Here is a 17,157-nt window from a genome sequence, read left to right as displayed (position 1 = left end):
GGGGATCTATCCACGTTGTGTCCCATTGCGGAGACACCCTCTCCCCGACCCTCTCCCGCAAGCAGGAGAGGGAGCGCACTTCCTTCGGCCTACTTTCATCCCGCTTGACCCCTTGGCTGCGCTGACGAGATCGGGGGTCGGTCCTTAGGCTGCCATGCGCCTCCGACAAAAATATCGAAAACAACCCCATGCAAAGGAGTCGGCGAGACCGTCGCGGAGGCTTTGCGGATTTTACGAAATCTAGTTGACACGTCGGGCAAATCAGGGGCATGATGCCATCATCGAGGGCGTGTGGGATGGTCAGCGGATCTCCCCTTGAGGTGAGGGCCGCACGGCCGGCGTGTTGATGGTCGCGCCGGTCTTTGCCCTGATCGCGCCGGCTGTGCAGCGGTGCTGTTTCGCTTCATCTCGGAGACCGCGCACAATCTCGGAGACCGCGCACAATGAGACCGCACACAGAGCCATCTCCGAATTCGCTTTCGGCAACGCGATCCCTGCAAATGGACGTCGACCGCAAGCAGACCGGCGCGGTCCTGTCGATCATCCTGCCGGTGCTCTCGGATCTTTCGCGCAGCCCGATCATGCTGGCGATTGGTTTCGGCCAAAGTGCGATGATGATTTCATCCCAGTCTCATCGCGATTCAGTGCGCAGCCGGGCATAGCCGGATGGAGACAAGCCGGACGACGCAAGGCCTAGACAGGGGGCCTCGGCTGGAGGATCATGCACGCCGAGCGAGCTGGGGCGCACCGACGGGGCTTTCTAGGAAAGGGAGATCGAGATGTGGCAGCTGCGAGTGCGTGATCACATAGTGGCGACAATGACCGTGCTCTTCGTGCTGCTCTTCGGTTTTGCAGCCGCTGACGCGAAGGGCCCCGGTCTGCCCAACGTCATGGTCCTGGCGACCGGCGGCACGATCGCCGGCACCGGTGCAAGCAGCACCACCGTGGTCGGTTACACCGCAGCAACGGTGGGCGTGGAGCGCCTTTTGGAAGCCGTTCCGGAATTGAAAACGGTGGCGAACGTCAAGGGCGAGCAGGTTTTCCAGATCGCCAGCGAGAACATGAACAATGACTACTGGCTCAAGCTTGCAAAGCGCGTCAACGCGCTCCTCGCACAGGACGACGTGGATGGAATTGTCATCACGCACGGTACTGATACGATCGAGGAAACCAGCTATTTCTTGGATCTTGTCGTCAAGAGCAAGAAGCCTGTCGTCATCGTCGGCGCGATGCGGCCGTCGACAGCGATCAGCGCGGATGGGCCGATCAATCTCTACAACGCCGTGATCCTCGCCGGCAGCGACGAGGCGGTCGGCAAGGGCGTGCTCGTTGCTCTCAACGATCAGATCAACGCGGCTCGCGACGTCACCAAGAACAACACCTCGACGGCAGACACCTTCCGTACACCTGAGCTCGGTTTTCTCGGCTACATGCAGGGAAACAAGCCGTACTTCTATCGTCAATCGACCCGCCGGCACACGGCGGACTCCGAATTCGACGTGTCTAACCTCGATGCCCTGCCGCAAGTCGATATCGTCTACGGCTATGCCAACATGAACCGGGTCGCGATCGACGCTTTTGTCGCCGCAGGGGCCAAGGGGATCGTGCATGCTGGCGTCGGCGACGGCAGCCTTGCCCGGCCCGCGGTCGAGCCGGCTCTCGACGACGCCCGCAAGAAGGGTGTCGTGATCGTTCGGAGCAGCCGTGTCGGGAACGGCATCGTCGCGCGCAATGGGGAAGCCAAGGACGACGAACACGACTTCGTCGTCTCGGATACGCTTAACCCTCAGAAGGCACGTATCCTGCTGATGCTGGCGCTGACCAAGACGACCGACACCAAGGAGATCCAACGGATGTTCTACACTTACTAGGCCGCCCGAAGCGCGGCTACGGCCGTCTCCGCTGTGTCGAACGTCAATTGGATGCAATGGTCGAGCGCTCGGTCACCTCGACCCGTCGATTTGTCGCCGCGCGATTCACGGCCGGTGACGCCGGGTTGTCGACCGTGATCCAGTGCGTGCATCGGTCGCCACGATAGGCGCGATCTTGGCACATCGCGTCGCGGCGTCGCGCTGCTCGCGCAGGCGGGATCGCCGGCCGCGCTGATCGCGCTCGGCATCGATCTGTTCCGCTTCGAGGTCAGGGGCGAGAAGCTCGGCATCGTCGTCATGTGCGCGCCCGAGCTGCCGGCGATGCCGGCAGTCGCCTTCCTGCTGGCCAAGCTCTCGAACCTGGCGCCGCTAACCTTACTGTGTCACTAACCCTCATGGTGAGGAGCGCGAAGCGCGTCTCGAACCATGAGGCCCCGCCCGTGGCCCACATCCTTCGAGACGCTTGCTTCGCAAGCTCCTCAGGATGAGGAGTTAGAGCGTTTGTGACGGAGTAAGGTTATTTCCGTCTACGCCGTCGTCGCTTGATGGTGAGACTCGGATTGGGCTTGCCTAATCGTTTCGCATTCGCCGCCACACGCCGCCTGTATCGACGAACGATATCTTCGTCCGAAGCGCCAGCCATGAGGCTCGCACCGGCTTTGAATGCCTCGTCTATCTTTTCTCTGACCATGAGTTTGGCTTCTCCCCGAGCGCGTTTGCCGCCCGCCATCAGCTTCAACATCCGCAGACCAACGACCTGATTGGCCTCCAATGCCAGCATCATCCAGGAATGAAGCAACCGCTGTTTTCCGAACTGCCGCAATTCAAGCGCTCCTAAAGGTCCGTTCGCGTTTTGCCAGGAGCCGTTCGGTCGAAGCAGACGACGCGATTGCGACGGCCAGGACAGTCGACAAGCCCGCTGATCGTGAAATCCTGGACCATAGAACCATTGCCATGGAACAGGAACACCCACGGAGTGCTGGGACCGCCTCGCTCCACGTAATGAAGTCGCATCCCATCATCCATCCGCCCATTCAACTGGACCTCCGAGCCCTCGTTCCGTCGTAGCTCCAGCACTGATGAAACGATCGCGGTAGAAAGGATCATCACAGCTGGAACGGTCCTCACGCGCCCACGTTTGGCTTTCAACGGTGAAGCAGATTGTGCTGACGACACAAAATACCAGCCACCTAACCAGCCACCAAAGAGGGAACATCGACATGGCCCATTCCCGCCAAGAGGAGAAAACGACCCACGCTGCTGAAGAGACGGTTCGGCGTACCGGCGAGAAGGCGGCCGAGCAGTCGCGGCGCATCGGCCTGGCCGCCACGCAGGCCGGAGAGGAAATCGCTGAGGTGAGCGCAAACCTGTTCCAGCAGAATGCCGAGATGCTGCAGAACACCTGGCGCCGCGAGGTGGACATGGCGACGACGATGTTCAGCCGTTCCATGGATCAACTTGGTCGCCCGCTCGGCTTCTCAGGACAAGAAGCGCAAGGGGCGGTCGAACGGTCGGCCCGCAACGCCGAGACGATCCTGCAACTCGCCAACGCGATGACAAAGGGCGTGAACGAGATTTCTCGCGAGTACTTTGACTTCATGCGGCAACGTTTCGAGAGCAACATGGACCACATGAATGAGCTCTGGCGCTGCCGGACTCCTCAAGAACTTGCAGCGCTTCAGACGGAGGTCGTTCGTGACAACGTCGCCAGCCTGCTCGAGAGCAGCCGTCGGATGGCCGACATGTCGCGCCGGCTGGCGGATGATGCTCGCAAACCGATAGCCGAAAGCATGGGACGCGCCGCTTAGCCGACAGGAAGGAAGCGGGCAGCGGCGAACGTCGAGGACGAGGTCAAACGGATCTCCATGCACATTCACCGAGCTGTCGGCCCATCCATCGGGTCGTTGCTCGAACTTGACGTGAGGAGTCGAAGCGCGCGCCAACAGAAGCGCGCGCTTCGCCTTTCGGGGAACGGTCCGTGATGACGACTTGCCGGCGCTGCTGCAGTTGGGGGTACTGCCGGCCACCTAAAGCGGGATCCGGATTTGGTCTGAGTACGGGCCGCGAAGTGAGTACGCTCCCTCTCCCGCTTGCGGGGGAGGGCTGGGGTGGGGGTGCTTCCGCGATGAGGCTATGGAGAGAGCCCCACCCGGCGCTACCCCATAGCCGAGGCTTCGCCTCGGCGCCTCTTAAGGAGACGGCCGCCGAAGGCGGCCTACGCCTCCCCGCAAGCGGGAGAGGTGAACTGCGTCCTCGGCTTGCATCGATTCAACCAAAACCCGTCCCGCTCTAGCTTCCCTTTGATAAGCCAAATTTATTTGCTCCTTCATTGAGCAGCTTTCGTATCGGGGCAGCGTCCAGATTGGCGCCCAGATACCGGGATTTTGCCTTTGCACGCGAAGGTAGCTACTCTGTTCTGGCGTGAGAACTTTGCAGGGGAGGTCCGATATGGGACATCGCGAAGACATGCTCGAAGTCATCAGGGTGGCTTACGCGGCGCGCGCTCGCGGCGATGTCGCTGGCCTTGTGGCAGCGTTTCATCCCGAAGGTGTTTTCACACTGGTCGGCGACAAAAGCGCACTCGAACTAACCGGAAGTGTTCAGGGGCACCCGCCCCTGCGCGAGGCTTTCGGTCAATTCATTGCCAACTTCGACTTCGTAAAGCGCGACATCCTGGGCGAGGTTGTTGAGGGGCAGCATGCGGCCGTGCGATCCCGCCTCGTCGTCCGACATAGCCCGACCGGGAAAACTTTCACGACCGAGGTCCTGGATCTCTTCAGATTTCAGGACGGCAAAATCGTTGAGCTAACTGAGTTTGCGGATACTGCGCAGATCAAGGCTATAGTCTCGTAGGACAGTGGGTGGATAGCGCCGCCGCGCAGGCGGGATCGCCCGCGCTGATCGCGCTCGGCATCAACCTCTTTCGCTTCGAGGTCAAGGGCGATTAGCTCGGCATCGTCGCGACGTGCGCGCTGAAGCTGCTGGCGATGCCGGCGCTCGCCTTCTTGCCAAGCTGTTGGACCTGCCGCCGCTGGCGGCCGGCGTGGTGGTGCTGTTCGCGGCGATGCCGACCGGCGCGAACGCATATATCTTTGCGGTTCAGTATCAGCGGCTGGTGAACCCGGTGTCGGGGGCCTGTTGCGCTGAGGACGCTACTGGCTGCGGCGACTTTGCCGGTGGTGGTGACGATCGTGGCGAGTTTGTCGATGGCGCGCGTTGACTGCTGCGGCATTGTGGTCGCCCTTGTCGTCGCGGTTGAGCTTCTCTCCGGCGATCGCGAAATTTTTGATTCACAGGTCCCCGCACTTCTGATTCAATGTCGCCATGGCCGATACTTCCATCGAATGGACTGATGCGACTTGGAATCCCGTTGCCGGATGCACGGTGCTGACTGCGGGCTGCACGAACTGTTACGCAATGCGCATGGCGGCCCGGTTAGAGATGATGGGCCTCAAGAAATACAAAGGGCTTACTCGCAAGAGCGGCGGCAGAGCGGTCTGGACTGGCGCAATTCGCCTCGATGAGAAGTCGCTCGATGCTCCCCGAACCTGGTCGAAGCCACGAAGAGTGTTCGTCAATTCAATGTCGGACCTGTTTCATCCCGATGTCCCCACGACCTTCATTCGCCGCGTGTGGGAGGTAATGCAGGATACTCCTCGTCATACGTATCAGATCTTGACGAAGCGCCCTGAGCACATGGCGGAAGTCCTCTCCGATTGCCATTTCAAGGTTCTGCCCAACGTTTGGCTGGGCACAAGCATCGAAGACGAGAGAGTTTTGGAACGCCTCGATGCGCTCCGAGCTGTGCGCGCGACGGTCCGATTTGTCTCCTTCGAACCGTTGATTGGCTCGGTTGCGGCAGCCGATCTGACTGGGATCCATTGGGCGATTGTCGGAGGAGAGAGCGGGCCACGTGCTCGCGAAATGAAACCGGAGTGGGTTGATGAAGTCGAAGCCCTGTGCCGGCGCTCCGGGACGGCCTTCTTTTTCAAACAATGGGGCGGCAAAAACAAAAAAGCTGCCGGCCGACTGCTTCACGGGCGCACCTACGATGCCATGCCAGCTTTGAGTATGTGATTTGCGACATCGCTAGCGAGGCGGATCGCCTTCGGATTCGAGATGCAAAAAAACAAGGAGAAGCGCTGGGGCCTTTCGTGCATCGGCAACGGTAGCGGCTTTAGAACGGCCGCGAAGATTGTTTCAAGCCTTGATTTTGCATAAGCCTCAAGCCCCGCAACATCTGCAGCACGCTGCCTTGGCTCTTCGACCAGTCCATCGAACAAATCCTCTCGCACCGTTTTCGGATACAGTTCCTCTTCCCACGCATCAGAACCAAACATGCGAGTAAGTGCAGCGCGCTTATGAGCGTCCACGTCCGCCAAATCGCGGGTAGCCTGCCGGTAGAGGCCAGACAACGGGAATAGGAACCAAACATCGATTGCCTTCGTGGCCGCCACTTTTTCAAGAGTCGACCATTCTAGCTGCATACCGTATGGATCCAGGAAGAGAACAGCACGAGTCGAATGCCAACTGTTCGTTGCTATCAGGGATTTTAGGGCCTCATTCGCGTCGTTCTTTATGACGACAATCCGTCGATTGGGATAATTGGCCTTCAGCTCCTCCAAGGCGGCAAAATAGGAGGGCTTGTTTTCGACGAAGACAATGAGGTCAAATGGCGGCTTTACGTCGATAGCGATGCGAGCAGAACCTCGGCGACGCTCGACCCGTTCAGGTTCTCCAGCATCTAGCAGGCCTGCGGGGCGGTGCTCGTGACGAATGGTTCGTGAACCTGTCCCGGCGAACGCGTCAATGTACCAAAGTTCATCAAACTTGCCGCGGAGGGCTGTCGTAAAGAACCTCAAATATTTCTCGACGATCGATAGCTTAAGTTCGGTGTGCTGGTCCCCGAATTCGTGATCGACTGGCATCTACCGCGTCCCCTCAACGACTCCCATGCTCCTTTCAACCACGAGTCGTTCTCGGCCTGCAATACCGCCTTGGTGGCATAGCGCCTGGCATCCGCCGTGCAATGCCATTCCCGCACAAAGGTCATAGCAGCGCTCAGCGAGCGCAGCCGATGTCAGGCCGCGCCCGCCACACCGAGCGAGGGACTCCGTTCAGTTCTGCATCAGCTGCTTCGCGTTGTCGGGCGTGATCGCGGTGGTCGGCACGGTCACCACGGTCTGCACCTTCTCGGCGCAATCGAGCAGGATCGACTTCGCCATGTCGATCGCCTCCGGGCCGCCGGTCGGATAGGTGAAGGTTGCCGCCCACTCGCCTTCCGCGACCGCGCGGATGCCGCCGGCGGGACCGGGCAGGCCATCCGTTCCGAGGATCTTCACCTGATCGAGCTTGCCGGCGCCCTTCGCCGCGAGGCGCGCGCCGGCGGCCATCATGTCGTTGCTGGCATAAACGGCCTTGATGTTCGGATGGGCCTGGAGCATCGCGGCGAACGCGGTCTGCGCCTTGTCCGGCAGCCAGTCGGCGGCCTGCTCGGCGACGACCTGGACCTTTGGATTGTCCTTCACGCCGGACTTGAAGCCGTTGAGCCGTTCGACGGCGGGCGTCGAGCTCGGCAGGCCCTGAAGCACCGCCACTTCGCCGCCTTGCGGCAGCAGCTTGTCGGCGACGTATTTGCCCGCCTCCTCGGCGATCTTGAAATTATCGCCGCCGATGAAGGCCGTGTATTCCTTGCCGGGCTCGCCGACCGTCTTGCGGTCGAGCTCGATGACGGGAATGCCGGCCTTCATGGCCCGCGCGACGACCGGCGTCAGAGGCGCGGCCTCGAACGGCGAGATCAGGATCAGGTCGACCTTCTGGGTGATGAAATTGTCCATCTGCGAGGTCTGCGTGTTCACGTTGCCGGCGCCGTCGGCGATCTGCAGCTTGAATTGCGGCACTTTCTTCGCCGCAGCGGTCAGCTGGTCGTTGACGTGCTGGCGGTAGGGCTCGGCATTGTTGGCCTGCGAGAAGCCGATGACGAACTCCCCGGTCTTGCTGCACTCCTTGACCAGCGGTGCGGCCTGCGCTGCACCGGCAACGAGCGTCGCCGTGCCGGCGCCCAGCACCAGATTGGACCAGAACCTTGCCTTCCCTGATACGCATCGCATGATGTCACTCCCCTGTTTGCTTCGAATGATCCACTACTGACGAGCAGTCCCTTCCCGGCGGCCGCTGGTCACCGCCAGGTCTTCACGTCGCCCTTGGGGTCAACGACCCAATCCCTCGCGGCGACGAACGAGAGATTGAAGAACCGCGGCCACGACGATGATCGCGCCGGTCGCGAGCAGCTGCAGCGCCGCATTGATGTTGTTGAGCTGAAGGATGTTGGCCAATGCGCCGAGCATGATCGCGCCTGCGATCGTGCCGATCATCGAGCCTGAGCCGCCGAACAGGCTGGTGCCGCCGATCACCACCGCCGCGATCGCGGTCAATTCATAGCCCGTGCCGTCATTGGCGCTGCCGAAATTGAACTGGCCGGCGTGGACGATGCCGGCGATGGCCGACACGAGACCGGTGATCGCGTAGACCGAGATCTTGACCAGCGTGACCGGCACGCCGGACAGCCGGGCCGCCCGCTCATTGCCGCCGACCGCGAAGACATAGCGGCCAAAGCGCGTGAAGTTCAGCACGAAGGTGGCCACGATCGCGACGACGAGAAACACCAGGGTTGCGACCGGAACCGTGTTGTCGAACAGACGATCGCCCAGCACCGAGAAGATCGGCGGCGCAAGACCCGGACCATTGCCGTAGGAGATGTTGATGTACTGGTTGTTGGAAATCACCAGCGCCAGGCCGCGCGCGACCTGCAGGCCAGCCAGCGTCACGATGAACGCCTCGAGGCGGAAGCGGGTCGAGATCGCGCCTTGCGTGCAGCCGAACAGGGCGCCGCAGGTCATCACGAACAGCAGGGTCGGAACCAGTCCCCAGCCCCATGTCGTCATGATCGTGGCGGTGAGCACGCTGCACAGGCTGAGCAGCGCGCCGACCGACAGATCGATGCCTGCGGTGATGATGACGAAGGTCATGCCGACGGCGATGATGCCGGTCTCGGAAATCGCCCGTACGATGTTCGCGATGTTGTCCGGCGCCAGGAACAGGATGGAGCCGTGCCGCCGCGGCGAGAAGATGACGCCGCCGATCGCGACGAGGATGAGGCCGATCACGCTCTGAAAGCGGACCGCGATGGCGAAGAAATCGAGACGGCGCCTTGGCGTGGACTGCACGGGTGCGGATTTCACGAGTGTTGCGGCGTCATTCATCGCTGTCGTCCTGACTGGATTCGGCCACGGCGAGGATGTCGTCCTCGGCGGCGCCGGCGGGAAACTCGGCAACCGTGCGCCCGCCCCTCAACACGACGATGCGGTCGCACAGGCCGATCAGTTCGGGCATTTCGCTGGAGGCGACGAGAATGCCGACGCCTTGCGCGGCGAGCTCGCGAATCCGGGCGTAGATTTCGCCCTTCGCCCCGACATCCACACCGCGCGTCGGCTCGTCGAGCAGAAGCAGGCGCGGCTCCCCGAGCACCTCCTTGGCAAGTGCGACTTTCTGCTGGTTGCCTCCGGAGAGGGCGCCGACCGCGAGCTCCAGCCGCGGCGGCCGTACGTCGAATGCCTTGATCGCCTGACCGGCGAGCCTCGCCTGGCGCGCTTGCGACATCAGAAAGAACGGCGACACGCGCCGCAGCACCGAGGCGACGAGATTGCGTTCGACGCTGTCGCGCAGCATCAAGCCGGCGCCGCGGCGATCGTCGCTGACGAAGGCGACGCCGGCGCCGCGCGCCTCCGGTATCGAGGTCAGCCTGGCCGGCCGTTCCTCGACCTCGACGCGGCCCGACCAGGCCCCGGAGCCGCCCGCGCCATAGAGCGCAGAGAGCAGCTCGGTCCGTCCCGCTCCCATGATGCCGGCGAGGCCGACGACCTCGCCGGCGCGCACCTCGAGCGAGACCTCGCGCGGCGCACGCCAACCTGCCCTGGGCCGGCGCGGGCGATAGGCGGCCCGCTCCAGATGCAGCACACGGCGACCGAATGCGCCGCTGCGGCGCGGATAAAGCTCGGTGAGCGGCCGTCCGACCAGCAGCGCCACGAGATCGGATTGCGGCGCGGTCGGCGGCGCCGTCCCTGCGATCCTGCCATCGCGCAGGACCGTCACGCGGTCGGCGACGCGCGGCACCTCTTCGAGCCGATGCGAGATGTAGACGATGCCGACACCGCGCCGTGCGATCTCGCGCATCACATGAAAGAGACGCTGCACCTCCGCGGCGGTCAACGCCGCCGTCGGCTCGTCCATCACGAGAATTCGCGACGCGTAGGTCAGGGCCTTGGCGATCGCGACGATCTGCCGCCTGCCGACCGACAATTCACCGACCGGCTGATCGACATCGACATCGAAGCCGATCTCCTCGAGCCTTGCCCGCGCCGCGCGGCGCATCGCGCCGCCATCGAGCACGCCGGCCCGCGTCAATTCCCGGCCGAGAAACAGATTGGCGGTCACATCGAGGCTCGGGACGAGATCGAGCTCCTGAAAGATCGTCGCGACACCCGCGGCCTGTGCGGCGCGTGGATCGGTGAAGCGGACGGCGGCCCCGTCGATGCGGATCTCGCCCTGATCCGGCGCGATCACCCCGGACAGAACATTCATCAGGGTCGACTTGCCCGCGCCGTTCTCGCCGAGCAGCGCGTGGATTTCCCCGCTCTCGAGATCGAAATCGACGCCGCGCAGCGCCTGCGCACCGCCAAAGCTCTTGACGATGCCACGCATGGCGAGCAGCGGGGTCTGAGAGCCCGTGTTCATTGCGGCCTCCCGCAGGATTCGCGCTCGATGATGACAGCGTCGAGTTGAATGGTGCGCCGCGCCCCTTGCGGCGCGGCGATGCGCTCCATGAGCAGGAAGGCGGCGCGCCGGCCGATCTCCGCGCAGGGCTGCGCGACCAGCGTCAGGCGCGGCTCGAAGCAATCGGCCCATTCGAAATCGTCGAAGCCTACGATCGAGATATCCTTCGGCACCCGCAATCCGCGCCCGTGAATTGCTTTCATGATGCCGATCGTCGCGAGATTGTTGCCGCCGACCAGTGCGGTCGGAGGCTGATCGAGATCGAGGAGCCGCTCCGCCGCCTGCATCGCGCTGTTCGTCGTCGCACTGCCGGTGACGAGAAGGCGTTCGTCGATCACGCCGCCGGCGCCGGCCAGGCCCTCGCGATAGCCGGCAATACGCTCGAGCGTGGTCGCAAATCCAGGATTGCCGCCGACATAGCCGATGCGGCGATGGCCGTGCGCGGCGACCCGCGCGACGAGATTGCGCATCGCCTCACGGTTGTTGATGCCGACCTGATCGAAGGCGGGATCGGGCATGCGATCGACCAGCACACAGGGCAGCCCGACCTCGGACAGATAGGCGAGCGCGCGGCGCCCGGGATCGGGGCTCGGCGCGAGGATGATGCCGTCGACGCGCCGTTGGTGCAGCGCCATGACGACCTCGAGCTCCCGGTCCGGGTCGTCCTCGGTATCGGACAGAAAGACCATCATGCCGAGGCGCGCGCACTCGGTTTCGATCGCACAGATGATGTCGCTGAAATACGGATTGGAAATCGAGGAGATGGCGATGCCGACCGAGCGGGTCGAAGCGGCCTTCAGGCTCCGCGCCATGATGTTGGGACGGTAGCTCAAGGAGGCGATCGCCGCTTCCACGGCCCGCGCCGTGTCCGGCGCAACCCGCCGCGTGCCGTTCACGACATGCGAAACGGTCGAGACCGAAACGCCCGCCTTGCGAGCAACATCGGCGATGGTCGCCACGTCCCCTCCCGGGCCTGGATTTTGTTCAGCAATCCAAGTTTTAAGCGATTATGGCATGCGAAAACGTTTGCGCAATCGTTTTTCTCATTTCTCATGAGATCTGCCGCAATAGCTCGTGTCACGTCGCCTGTTACTTCTGAGGGAGGAAGCCGCCGCGCAAGCCAGAGTTATTGATTTCGCTGGTACAGTTGGGTGGGCTCGAACCACCGACCTCCTGTTCCACAGACAGGCGCTCTAACCAACTGAGCTACAACTGCATTCCGCGCGAGCCGCCTTTGGGCGCTGCCTTAAAAGGCCGATTGCCAAGGGGCTGAACGGGCCGGAAACTAGGTGCAACGGCCCGGTTTGGCAAGGCCGCAGCGAAGCTAAAATCCGGCGTAAATCACCTTATTCCAAAACAAAACCCGGGCCGTCGGGCCCGGGTTTCTTATTCCAAAAGGGCCGATCGGCTCAGGCGGCGGGCTTGTAGAACTTGGCGGCGCCGGCCTTGATCGGCTCGACGGTCTCGGCGGCGACGCGCTGGCCGATCTCGGCGAGCTCCTTGGCTTGGGCCTGGAAGGTCTCGAGCTGCTTGCGGGAGTGGGTGGTCCACAGCTCCATCGCCTCTGCCGGCGACTTGAGGCCAAGCAGCTCCTGGGCGAAGTCCAGATGTGCGCTGGTGTTGGCCTTCATGAACTCCATCAGCTTGGCGGTGTACTCGCCAATGCCCTTGTTGGCGGAGGTGAACACCGCCTCGATGGTGCCGTTCTGACTCTCGGCAGCATCCTTGAACTTGGCGTAGCTTTCGCGGGCCTGTGACACGCCCTTTTCAGCGAACGCACGCATCTGCTCCGGGACCTCGAACGGAATGATCGAGGCGGAGAATGGATCAGTCGCACCTGTCATGGTTATCCCTCACAATGGTCGAAGAATGAGTGAGCCGTCTGGCGCGCCCGCCGGCCAAGATGGCGGGTACGGTCGAGGTGGAAACGCTTAAAACGAGATGGCTCGCCCAGCGCCTCCGATATTCTACGGATATCATGTCAACATTGTGCAACGCAAAGCAATCCGAGGTGCAGCGCCGCAATTTAATCCCGGTGAAGCGGTAGTTCCTGCCCGGGGAACCCTGGGGTTGCGAGTGGCCGAGGGGTCACGAAGGCGGTCCGCTCCCTCTCCCGCTTGCAGGAGAGGGCTGGGGAGAGGGTGTCGCCGCAACGGGACACCCCCGATGCGGAAAGAGCCCCCACCCGGCGCGTCGCGTCGCGCCGACCTCCCCCGCAAGCGGGAGAGGTTGAGCGAGCCCGCGGCCCGAGCGGAGCGAGGGAGTCGGGCCACAGAGTCCGCGGGTGAATGGATTCCGCGCTCGCGACGGAGCCTGTCACCGGGCCGCGCTTCTGCGCGGACCCGTTGGTCGCGCGGCGGAAGACATTCCTGGCTCTCAGTGCTTCGGCTTGGTCGCGTCGATGGCGGCGCGACTGACGGCCTGGCCCATTTCGCTGGCCTGCTCGGCGAGCGCGCGCATCTGGGCCTGCACATATTCGCTGTGCAGCCGCATGATCTCGGACAGATCCTTGGCGTGGATCAGCGACTGGGCGTAGTCGAGCGAGGCCTGCACGTTGGTCTCGGCGAAAGAGAGCGCCCGGGTCGTGATATCCTTCGCCCCGGCGCGCATGCTCTCGCCCCGCTCCTCGATCGAGCCGGCCGCGGCCTCGGCGCCGCTGAGGAACTTCTCGAACGCCTCACGCGCCTGCTTGAAGCTCGTCTCCGCCATGGATCGCATCTCCTGCGGAATCTCAAAATGTTCACGGGCTGGTTCGCTCATGCTGCCACTCCTGTTGCTCTGGTCTCGGCCTTGACCGCCCTTCTTTGGGCCGGCCGTTATTTTGGAAGCGCCGCCAGCGTAGCGGCGAATGGCCCGGCCGGTGTGACACGGCGCGATGGCGGCCCGCTTCCGTAAGGCCCCACAGCCCTTGCCCACATGCAACGCGCGGGCGGGCTTGCGGGTTCAGCCAGATTAAGGTTATCGCGGCCAGCCCGTGGACCTGAAGGCGGGCGCAGGCGATACTAACCCTTTCTTAAGGCTGCCATTCCCGCGGCAGCCTTGCGATCAAGAGTTGCGTGACCATCAAAACAAGCCGGTTGGATGAATAGTTCGGATTTCCAGTTGCGAGGCGTGGGCGATCCGCGGCTGGCCGTGCATGCGACCTCTCCCTTGCCGGCATGGCTGTGGTCGATCGACGGCGCGCGGGTGGTCTGGGCCAATCCGGTCGGTGCAAAACTGTTCGGCGCGGCCAATGCCACCGAGCTCGCCAGGAAGAGCTTCGGGCCCGCCGATCCGCACCGCCGCCAGGTCGCGCAGCTCGGCCGACGCCTGCGGGTCCGCGGCGCGGTGCGGCTCGAGCGGCTGCACGGCTTCGGTGCCTCGCTCGGCACGTTGATGACCTGCGCCTGCGCTCGGCTCGAATTTCCCGACGGCAGCCACGGCGTGCTGGTCAACGCGATGTCGACCAGCGGCCGCGTCATGCCGCTGGTCGAACGGCTGCGGCGCCTGGTCGAAGGCGCAGCGGTGCCGATGGCGGCCTTCGCATCGGACGGCCTGTTCATCGGCGCGAGCGAGACCGCGCGCGTCCTGCTCGGCTTCCCCGATCTCACCGCGGCAGGCCTCGATCAGGCGCGCAGCGCTGCGCTCGCGCAAGGGCGGGCGAAGACACCGCTCGGCATCGGCCACATGGTACTGCAACGGGTTGGCGTGGGGGCCGATACCGGCCTCGTCGCGCTGTTCGAGCCCGGCGCAACGCAGGGCCCGCTGGCGCCCCGCTACGTCGGGCCGGAGGCTGCGCCCGAGGCACCGGGCGTCGAGCCCGTTCAATCCAAGCCTCCCGCAACGCCGCTGCCCGACTACGAGCAGCCGGCGCTGACCAACGAGGCACCGGCCGAATTCGCACTGTTCGACGCTTTCGCCGAGCTGGAAACGCCCACACCGGAAGCAGCCAGCAGCAAACAGGCGGTTGATAACCCGGACAAAGACATTGTCTCGCCAAAAGCCGCGCCGATCAGTGCGGCCATGGACCAGCCGCCACCAGCCGCGGACCCGCCCGCCACGCCGCGCAATCAGCCCATGCGCTTCCTGTGGCAGATGGACGCGGTCGGCCGCTTCGTGCTCGGCTCGGACGATTTCGTCCGCCTGATGGGCGCGCACACCGCCGCCGGTTTCGGCCGCCTGTGGTCGGAGATCGCGGAAGAATTTGCGCTCGATCCCGAGGGGCGCGTCGCCAAAGCCCTCGCCACCCGCGACACCTGGGCCGGCATCACCGTGAAGTGGCCGGTCGATGGCGGCGAGCGGCTGCCGGTCGAGCTCGCCGGCATTCCGATCTATGACCGGATGCGCAATTTCGCGGGCTTCAAGGGTTTTGGCGTCTGCCGCGATCTCGATGGCCTCAACCGGCTCGATGCCTTGCGGCGCTTCGAGCTGTTCACCGATCCGCCCGCCCCGCAACGCTTCTCGGCCGACACGATCGAGCCCGTCACCGAGCCGGAGCGAGAGCCGCCCGTCGTGCCAGACATTCCAGAGCCCATTGCCGAACTGCCTGAGCCGATCATCGACGCGAATTCACAACAAGCCGATTTGGATCACCAAGTGGAAACGCCCCCCAATGTCGTGCCGTTCCGTCCGCTCGGCGACACGAAATCGCCGACGCTGACGCCGGTCGAAAACTCCGCCTTCAACGAGCTCGCCCGGCAATTGTCCGAGCGGCTCGAGCGCGAGAGGGATGCGGCCGCAGCCTCCGTCGAGCCGCAAGAGACGACGCAGGCAATCGCGGAAGAGCCTTCTGCCTCGCCCGCGGAGGCGGCGCCGCGCGCACTGGCCGAGTGGCTGACCGAGCCCGAGCCGACGCCACGCGGCGAACCCTTGCGCGACCGCCCGCTGCTCGATCTCGTGCCATCGGGCATCCTGATCTACCGGCTCGACCGCCTGCTCTATGCCAATCCCGCCTTCCTCGCGCGTGTCGGCCATGGCAGCCTGGATGCGCTGGAGGAAGCCGGCGGGTTGGACGCGCTCTATGTCGCGCCGGGCGTGTCCTCCGAGAGCAGCACCTCGGAGGCCGGCACGCCGGTGACGATCAGCGCGACCGACGGCTCCGATGCGACCGAAGCCCGCCTGCACACCATCGCCTGGGACGGCGACACCGCACACGCGCTGATCTGCACGCTGCCGCCAGCTGCGCCAGCCATTGCCGAAGCCCTGACCACGCCGCAAGAGTTCGAGCAAGAGCCTGAGCCCGAGTTCGAGGAAGAGCCGGAGTTTGAGGCCGGTCAGGCCAACGCAGAAGATCTCGCCGCCATCCTCGACACCACGGCCGAAGGCATCATCATGTTCGATGCCGAGGGCAACATCCACGCCTGCAACCGCAGCGCCGAGGCGCTGTTCGGCTATGACGGCGAGGCGCTGTTGCAGCAGAACCTAGCCACTCTGTTCGCGCCGGAAAGCCAGCGCGTGGTCATTGACTATCTCGACAGCATCAGGGGCGGCAACATCGCGAGCCTGCTCGACCATGGCCGCGAGGTGCTGGGCCGCGAGTGCAAGGGCGGCGTCATTCCGCTTGCCATGATCATGGGCCGCACCCAGCCCGATGGTCCGAACTTCTTCGCCGTGTTCCGCGATCTCTCCCAGAGCAAGAAGGGCGAGAGCGAATTGAAGCAGGCGCAGCGCCTCGCTGACGGCGCGGCGAACGCCAAGGCCGACATGCTGGCGCGCATCAGCCACGAGATCCGCACCCCGCTCAACGCCATCATCGGTTTTGCCGAGGTGATGATCTCCGAGCGCTTCGGCGCGCTCGGCAACGAGCGCTATGGCGACTACATGAAGGACATCCGTGCCTCCGGCGAGCGCGTGATCGCGATCATCGACGATCTCTCGGAGCTTTCGCGGATCGAGACCGGCAAGCTCGATCTCACCTTCGGCAATCTCAACCTCAACGATCTCGTCGAGGCCTGCGTGGCGGTAATGCAGCCACAGGCCAACCGCGAGCGCATCATCATCCGTACCTCGCTCGCGCATGCGCTGCCGCAGATTTCGGCCGATGCCCGCGCGCTGCGGCAGGTCACCATGAACCTGATCGGCAATTCGATCCGGCTCGCCAGCGCCGGCGGCCAGGTCATCGTCTCCACCGCGCTCACCGACCGCGGCGAGGTCGCCTTGCGCATCCGCGACACCGGTCACGGCCTTTCGGAGAAGGAAGTCGCCGCCGCCATGGAGCCGTTCCGCACTCCGCCGCCCCCGGACGCTTCGGAAAGCGCAGGCCTCAGCCTGTCCCTGACGCGGGCGCTGGTCGAAGCCAACCGCGCCAGGTTCAACATCAAGAGCGCGGCGAACACCGGCACGCTGATCGAGGTTGTATTCGCCCCGTCGCTGGCAAGGGCCTAGGCCACAAGCACTGCTGCTTCACCTCCCTCTCCCCGTTCTTACGGGTAGAGGATCGGGGTGAGGGCTGCCTCCACAATTACGGAAGCGGAGA

General features: G+C 63.8%; 15 protein-coding genes, 1 tRNA gene and 1 pseudogene. 7 read left to right on the top strand and 10 right to left on the bottom strand.

Features of this window, described 5'->3' with window-relative positions; all coding sequences use genetic code 11:
* The first annotated feature begins 500 nt into the window (after positions 1-500).
* Together QA640_RS05655 and QA640_RS05650 are read left to right on the top strand one after the other, a co-directional pair.
* Positions 501-662 carry a hypothetical protein gene (locus tag QA640_RS05655; RefSeq protein ID WP_283039760.1) on the top strand — a complete coding sequence of 54 codons (162 nt, stop codon included), beginning with the start codon at positions 501-503 and terminating at the stop codon, positions 660-662.
* 117 nt (positions 663-779) lie between these two features.
* Complete coding sequence (locus tag QA640_RS05650; RefSeq protein ID WP_283039759.1) at positions 780-1,871, top strand: type II asparaginase; 1,092 nt, start codon at positions 780-782, stop codon at positions 1,869-1,871.
* A 517-nt stretch (positions 1,872-2,388) separates the two neighbouring features.
* On the opposite strand, the gene QA640_RS05645 is transcribed toward QA640_RS05650, so the two are convergent.
* On the bottom strand, positions 2,389-2,694 hold the full coding sequence (locus tag QA640_RS05645) for a hypothetical protein (RefSeq protein WP_283039758.1): 306 nt from the start codon (positions 2,692-2,694) through the stop codon (positions 2,389-2,391).
* A gap of 44 nt (positions 2,695-2,738) precedes the next feature.
* Positions 2,739-2,891: pseudogene (locus tag QA640_RS05640) on the bottom strand (alpha/beta hydrolase); the annotation flags it as partial.
* A gap of 131 nt (positions 2,892-3,022) precedes the next feature.
* On the opposite strand from QA640_RS05640, the gene QA640_RS05635 reads away from it, so the two are divergent.
* The 4 genes from QA640_RS05635 (at position 3,023) to QA640_RS05620 (ending at position 5,948) form a co-directional block, all read left to right on the top strand.
* Positions 3,023-3,679 (top strand): phasin family protein, encoded by a 657-nt coding sequence (locus QA640_RS05635; RefSeq protein WP_283039757.1) that lies wholly within the window; start codon positions 3,023-3,025, stop codon positions 3,677-3,679.
* A gap of 640 nt (positions 3,680-4,319) precedes the next feature.
* Positions 4,320-4,724: a nuclear transport factor 2 family protein gene (locus tag QA640_RS05630; protein ID WP_283039756.1), complete on the top strand. Its 405-nt coding sequence runs from the start codon at positions 4,320-4,322 to the stop codon at positions 4,722-4,724.
* Positions 4,725-4,836: 112 nt separating this feature from the next.
* Positions 4,837-5,091, top strand: coding sequence for a hypothetical protein (locus QA640_RS05625; RefSeq protein ID WP_283039755.1), 255 nt, complete (start codon positions 4,837-4,839; stop codon positions 5,089-5,091).
* Between the two features lie 104 nt (positions 5,092-5,195).
* Positions 5,196-5,948, top strand: coding sequence for a DUF5131 family protein (locus QA640_RS05620; RefSeq protein ID WP_283039754.1), 753 nt, complete (start codon positions 5,196-5,198; stop codon positions 5,946-5,948).
* Here QA640_RS05620 and tcmP read toward each other — a convergent pair.
* The 8 genes from tcmP to QA640_RS05580 form a co-directional block, all read right to left on the bottom strand.
* Positions 5,918-6,799, bottom strand: coding sequence for a three-Cys-motif partner protein TcmP (tcmP, locus tag QA640_RS05615; RefSeq protein WP_283039753.1), 882 nt, complete (start codon positions 6,797-6,799; stop codon positions 5,918-5,920). The genes QA640_RS05620 and tcmP overlap by 31 nt on opposite strands.
* A 189-nt stretch (positions 6,800-6,988) precedes the next feature.
* Positions 6,989-7,981 (bottom strand): substrate-binding domain-containing protein, encoded by a 993-nt coding sequence (locus tag QA640_RS05610; RefSeq protein ID WP_283039752.1) that lies wholly within the window; start codon positions 7,979-7,981, stop codon positions 6,989-6,991.
* Positions 7,982-8,080: 99 nt separating this feature from the next.
* Positions 8,081-9,133: an ABC transporter permease gene (locus QA640_RS05605; protein ID WP_283039751.1), complete on the bottom strand. Its 1,053-nt coding sequence runs from the start codon at positions 9,131-9,133 to the stop codon at positions 8,081-8,083.
* Complete coding sequence (locus QA640_RS05600) at positions 9,126-10,664, bottom strand: sugar ABC transporter ATP-binding protein (RefSeq protein WP_283039750.1); 1,539 nt, start codon at positions 10,662-10,664, stop codon at positions 9,126-9,128. The genes QA640_RS05605 and QA640_RS05600 overlap by 8 nt, the downstream gene beginning before the upstream one ends.
* On the bottom strand, positions 10,661-11,662 hold the full coding sequence (locus QA640_RS05595) for a LacI family DNA-binding transcriptional regulator (protein WP_283039749.1): 1,002 nt from the start codon (positions 11,660-11,662) through the stop codon (positions 10,661-10,663). Before QA640_RS05595 ends, QA640_RS05600 begins: the two co-directional genes overlap by 4 nt.
* A gap of 180 nt (positions 11,663-11,842) precedes the next feature.
* Positions 11,843-11,919, bottom strand: a tRNA-His gene (locus QA640_RS05590).
* 193 nt (positions 11,920-12,112) lie between these two features.
* Complete coding sequence (locus QA640_RS05585) at positions 12,113-12,547, bottom strand: phasin (RefSeq protein ID WP_283039748.1); 435 nt, start codon at positions 12,545-12,547, stop codon at positions 12,113-12,115.
* 532 nt (positions 12,548-13,079) lie between these two features.
* Complete coding sequence (locus QA640_RS05580; protein ID WP_283039747.1) at positions 13,080-13,463, bottom strand: phasin; 384 nt, start codon at positions 13,461-13,463, stop codon at positions 13,080-13,082.
* A 321-nt stretch (positions 13,464-13,784) separates the two neighbouring features.
* On the opposite strand from QA640_RS05580, the gene QA640_RS05575 reads away from it, so the two are divergent.
* Complete coding sequence (locus QA640_RS05575) at positions 13,785-17,066, top strand: PAS domain-containing protein (protein ID WP_283039746.1); 3,282 nt, start codon at positions 13,785-13,787, stop codon at positions 17,064-17,066.
* Positions 17,067-17,157 lie beyond the last annotated feature (91 nt).

This window comes from Bradyrhizobium sp. CB82, assembly GCF_029714405.1.
GTDB lineage: Bacteria > Pseudomonadota > Alphaproteobacteria > Rhizobiales > Xanthobacteraceae > Bradyrhizobium.
This window is presented reverse-complemented; position numbering and strand designations above follow the sequence as displayed.

Bases quoted from the DNA above. Each gene is read 5' to 3' on its own strand.
- QA640_RS05610 (WP_283039752.1), bottom strand. From the start codon at position 7,981: ATGCGATGCGTATCAGGGAAGGCAAGGTTCTGGTCCAATCTGGTGCTG.
- QA640_RS05580 (WP_283039747.1), bottom strand. From the start codon at position 13,463: ATGAGCGAACCAGCCCGTGAACATTTTGAGATTCCGCAGGAGATGCGA.
- QA640_RS05620 (WP_283039754.1), top strand. From the start codon at position 5,196: ATGGCCGATACTTCCATCGAATGGACTGATGCGACTTGGAATCCCGTT.
- QA640_RS05650 (WP_283039759.1), top strand. From the start codon at position 780: ATGTGGCAGCTGCGAGTGCGTGATCACATAGTGGCGACAATGACCGTG.
- QA640_RS05585 (WP_283039748.1), bottom strand. From the start codon at position 12,547: ATGACAGGTGCGACTGATCCATTCTCCGCCTCGATCATTCCGTTCGAG.
- QA640_RS05575 (WP_283039746.1), top strand. From the start codon at position 13,785: ATGAATAGTTCGGATTTCCAGTTGCGAGGCGTGGGCGATCCGCGGCTG.
- QA640_RS05630 (WP_283039756.1), top strand. From the start codon at position 4,320: ATGGGACATCGCGAAGACATGCTCGAAGTCATCAGGGTGGCTTACGCG.
- QA640_RS05605 (WP_283039751.1), bottom strand. From the start codon at position 9,133: ATGAATGACGCCGCAACACTCGTGAAATCCGCACCCGTGCAGTCCACG.
- QA640_RS05655 (WP_283039760.1), top strand. From the start codon at position 501: ATGGACGTCGACCGCAAGCAGACCGGCGCGGTCCTGTCGATCATCCTG.
- tcmP (WP_283039753.1), bottom strand. From the start codon at position 6,799: ATGCCAGTCGATCACGAATTCGGGGACCAGCACACCGAACTTAAGCTA.
- QA640_RS05600 (WP_283039750.1), bottom strand. From the start codon at position 10,664: ATGAACACGGGCTCTCAGACCCCGCTGCTCGCCATGCGTGGCATCGTC.